Source organism: Streptomyces sp. GC420, assembly GCF_009916105.1.
Classification (GTDB): Bacteria; Actinomycetota; Actinomycetes; order Streptomycetales; family Streptomycetaceae; genus Streptomyces.
Window position 1 is genome coordinate 1 of sequence record NZ_JAAAXQ010000669.1, and the last position, 2,300, is coordinate 2,300.

The 2,300-nt window shown below is 74.0% G+C and carries 4 protein-coding genes; 2 read left to right on the forward strand and 2 right to left on the reverse strand.

Annotated features, from left to right (window positions below; translation table 11 throughout):
* Nucleotides 1–81: 81 nt before the first annotated feature.
* Nucleotides 82–486 carry an ATP-binding protein gene (locus GUY61_RS41390; RefSeq protein ID WP_166634777.1) on the forward strand — a complete coding sequence of 135 codons (405 nt, stop codon included), beginning with the start codon at nt 82–84 and terminating at the stop codon, nt 484–486.
* Nucleotides 483–833: a UBP-type zinc finger domain-containing protein gene (locus GUY61_RS37635; RefSeq protein ID WP_166634778.1), complete on the forward strand. Its 351-nt coding sequence runs from the start codon at nt 483–485 to the stop codon at nt 831–833. The genes GUY61_RS41390 and GUY61_RS37635 overlap by 4 nt, the downstream gene beginning before the upstream one ends.
* Before the next feature lie 227 nt (nt 834–1,060).
* Here the strand turns inward: GUY61_RS37635 and GUY61_RS37640 are convergent, their stop codons facing one another.
* Nucleotides 1,061–1,321 carry a type B 50S ribosomal protein L31 gene (locus GUY61_RS37640; protein WP_166634779.1) on the reverse strand — a complete coding sequence of 87 codons (261 nt, stop codon included), beginning with the start codon at nt 1,319–1,321 and terminating at the stop codon, nt 1,061–1,063.
* A 62-nt stretch (nt 1,322–1,383) separates the two neighbouring features.
* The gene (gene rpmG / locus GUY61_RS37645) at nt 1,384–1,548 is read right to left on the reverse strand and encodes a 50S ribosomal protein L33 (RefSeq protein WP_166634780.1); all 165 of its coding nucleotides are present in this window, start codon (nt 1,546–1,548) and stop codon (nt 1,384–1,386) included.
* Nucleotides 1,549–2,300 lie beyond the last annotated feature (752 nt).

The window sequence follows — 2,300 nt, forward strand, 5'->3', positions numbered from 1 at the left end:
GCGTATGTTCGATCGCCGTGCGTGGAACGGGCGCGGCGCTGCCGTCGAGGCGGGACGCCGACTCTCTCGGGGTGGAGACATATGGCACAGGCCGCCAATCCAGCGCGAGGCGTCATCCTCACCGTGGACGACGACCCGGGCGTGTCCCGTGCCGTGGCCCGTGACCTGCGGCGCCGCTACGGCCAGTCGTACCGCGTGGTGCGCGCCGAGTCAGGCGAGTCGGCGCTGGAGGCACTGCGCGAGCTGAAGCGCCGGGACACGGGCCCCGGGGTGGCGCGGGAGATCAAGGACCGTGTCTTCGACCCGTTCTTCACCACCAAGCCGGTGGGCCGGGGCACCGGGCTCGGCCTGGACATCTCGTGGCGCATCGTCGTCAACAAGCACCACGGCCACATCAAGGTGGAATCCGTCCCCGGCGACACCCGTTTCCAGGTGCGCCTCCCCCTGACAGCAGCGGAGCCCGACACCCCGCAGGAGCCGTCATGAACATCACGAACGGAATCAACCCCGCCGTCCCGCCGAGCGGCACCGGCTGCGCGGAATGCGACGCCGCGGGCGGGTGGTGGTTCCATCTGCGGCGCTGCGCGGAGTGCGGGCACATCGGCTGCTGCGACTCCTCGCCCGCCCAGCATGCCGGCGCCCACGCGGCAAAGACCGGTCACCCCGTCATCCGCAGCTTCGAGCCCGGCGAGTCCTGGTTCTGGAACTACGAGACGTCGGAGCTCTACGAGTCGGGGCCGGGACTCGCTCCGCCTCTCAGCCACCCGGAGGACCAGCCGACGCCCGGTCCGGCGGGACGGGTCCCGGAGGACTGGGCCGACACGTTGCGCTGACGGGGCGGCGGCGTCCCGCCGCGGCCCGGGACCGGCCACTCGTGTACGCCCGGCACGCGCGCCACGCATGCATGAGGCCGGCGCGTGCGTGAGGCCGGCGCGTGCGTGAGGCCGACGCGTGCGCGCCGGGGCATGCGGGAGCCGGGCAGGTGGGAGCCCCGGCCGGACGGGGGGATCCGACCGGGGCGGTACAGGGGCGGGCACCGGCCCGCGAGCCGGCCCCCGGCTCAGCGGGTGGCGGCCGGGCGGTCGCCGTAACGGCGCCGGAACCGCTCCACGCGGCCGCCCGTGTCCAGTACGCGCGAGGTACCGGTGTAGAAGGGGTGGCTCGCGGAGGAGACCTCGACGTCGATCACCGGATAGGTGTTGCCGTCCGTCCACACGACGGTCCGCTCGGAGCCGGCGGTCGAGCGCGTCAGGAAGGCGAAGTCGGCGGCGCGGTCACGGAAGACGACGGAACGGGTGACGGGGTGGATGTGCTGCTTCATGCGGTGCGGGTCCTTTCTCGCGTCCGGCCGGGTCGTGGTCCCGGCTCGTGCCGTTCCCGCGGTCAGCGCTCCTCACGGAACAGGACGTGCTCGCCCACGGCGGGGTCGAACTTGCGGAGCACCAGACGATCAGGGTCGTTGCGGCGGTTCTTGCGGGTCACGTACGTGTGACCGGATCCCGCCGTCGAGCGGAGGACGACCACGGGACGTGCTTCACTGCGGGCCATCAGACCCTCCTTCTCATCAGCGTCTGCTGATGTAACACGGTCGCCCCGGTGCGCATTCCCGGCGGTGCCGGGGCATCGGCGCATGCCGCGGAGCGTGCGGGGGTGAGCGGCCGGGCAGCCGGGGGCGGCCCGGCTCAAGCGGCTCCCGGGGCACGTTTCGCGCGGCACGAAACCCAGGAGCCACCGACGGCGATGTGGTCCACATCACTCTGCGCGCCACGGAAGGCACCGGCTCAACCCGCAGCCCCCGCCACGGTCGGACGTCCGCCGGGGTGGCAGCCTCCGCACCGCGGCACGCGTTGCGAGAACCCACTCGCCAGTGCGCCCGCCCACCCGACCATGATCGAAGGACGCATGTCCGAACACCGCGCCCCGCGGCACAGGCTCCGTCCGCACCGGCTGCGCATCGTGCTGGGGAGGTCCGCCCTCGGCGCCGCACTGGCCGTCGGGGGCACCGTGTCGGCGCAGACCGGCCAGGCCGCCGACCGGTACCCGCGGGGCACACCCGATGACCCGTCAGGTCCCGCCGCCGGAGGAGGTCGTGGAAACGCGGCTGCGCGCGGCCTGTGGGCGCGGGCGCGGACCGTCGAGCCGGCCGATCTGCGGCCCTCGGCCCCGCCGTCGGGGGCCGTGCGTCCCCGTACGCCGTGTCGCGCTGGTCCTGCCGGGGCTCGCCGCCGCCGTGGCCTGTGTCCTGCTGCTGGGGAAGCCCGAAGAGGCCCCGCCTGCGCGGCCGGCGGACAGCCCTTCGG